We start from the raw sequence: 1,367 nt of genomic DNA, 5'->3' as shown, positions 1-1,367 counted from the left end.
GAGTGCTGCACGCGCGCGCGAAATTTCCTGTGCGGGTGCAGCACTCGCGCGCGTCTGGGCTGGGCGCGTCTGGGCTGGGCGCGTCGCCGGAGGGGCCGTCAGTCGCCATGCGACTCCTCGAGGTCGCCTTCGACGTCCAGGTAGACCTGCCGCATCCGGTCCATGATCTCGGCGTCCGGCTGGGCCCACAGTCCGCGGTCGGCGGCCTCCGAGAGTCGCTCGATCATCCCGCGCAGCGCCCAGGGGTTGGAGCGCCGGAGGAACTCCTGGTTGGTCTGGTCCAGCACGTACTCCCGGGCCAGCGTGTCGTACATCCAGTCGTGCACGACCCCGGCGGTGGCGTCGAACCCGAAGAGGTAGTCGACCGTCGCCGCGAGCTCGAAGGCCCCCTTGTACCCGTGCCGCTGCATGGCCGCGATCCACCGGGGGTTGACCACGCGGGCGCGGAACACCCGGACCGTCTCCTCCGCCAGTGACCGCGTCCGGATGGCGTCCGGGGTGGTGGAGTCCCCCACGTACGCGCGGGGTTCGGCGCCGGTGAGCGCGCGCACGGTCGCGATCATCCCCCCGTGGTACTGGAAGTAGTCGTCCGAGTCGGCGATGTCGTGCTCGCGGGTGTCGATGTTCTTGGCGGCCACCGCGATGCGCCGGTAGTTGGTGCGCATGTCGTCCGCGGCCGGCACGCCGTCCAGATCGCGGCCGTAGGCGAAGCCGCCCCAGCGGGTGTAGACCTCGGCCAGGTCGCGGTCGTCCCGCCAGTTTCCGGCCTCGATCGTCTGCAGGATCCCGGCGCCGTACGACCCCGGCGCCGAGCCGAAGATGCGGGTGGTCGCCCGCCGGTGGTCCGAGTGCTCCGCCAGGTCAGCCCGGGTGTGGGCGGCGACGTGGTTCGACTCCGCGGGCTCGTCGAGGTCAGCCACCATCCGGACGGCGTCGTCGAGCATCGTGATGACGTGCGGGAACGCGTCCCGGAAGAAGCCCGAGATGCGCACCGTCACGTCAATGCGCGGCCGCCCGAGCTCCGCGGTCGGGACCACCTCCAGACCGTTGACCCGTCGGGAGGCCTCGTCCCACTCGGGCCGCACCCCGAGCAGCGCCAGGACCTCGGCCACGTCGTCGCCGGAGGTCCGCATGGCCGAGGTGCCCCAGATGGACAGTCCCACCGAGCTCGGGTACTCGCCGGTCTCCGCCACGTGGCGGTCCAGCAGGGAGTCGGCCATCGCCCGGCCGGTCTCCCAGGCGAGCCGGGACGGGACGGCGCGGGGGTCGACCGTGTAGAAGTTGCGACCGGTCGGCAACACGTTGACCAGGCCGCGCAGGGGCGACCCCGACGGGCCGGCGGGCACGAACCCGCCGCCGAGGGCGTG

1 protein-coding gene is annotated in these 1,367 nt (G+C 72.4%); it reads right to left on the bottom strand.

Translation table 11 applies throughout. The features are described from left to right. Positions 1 to 98: 98 nt before the first annotated feature. Positions 99 to 1,367, bottom strand: a 1,269-nt coding sequence (locus G6019_RS16130) for a cobaltochelatase subunit CobN (protein ID WP_182628034.1), incomplete at its 5' end; no start/stop codon positions are given.

The organism is Dietzia sp. DQ12-76, from assembly GCF_014145045.1.
Taxonomy (GTDB): Bacteria; Actinomycetota; Actinomycetes; order Mycobacteriales; family Mycobacteriaceae; genus Dietzia.
This window is presented reverse-complemented; position numbering and strand designations above follow the sequence as displayed.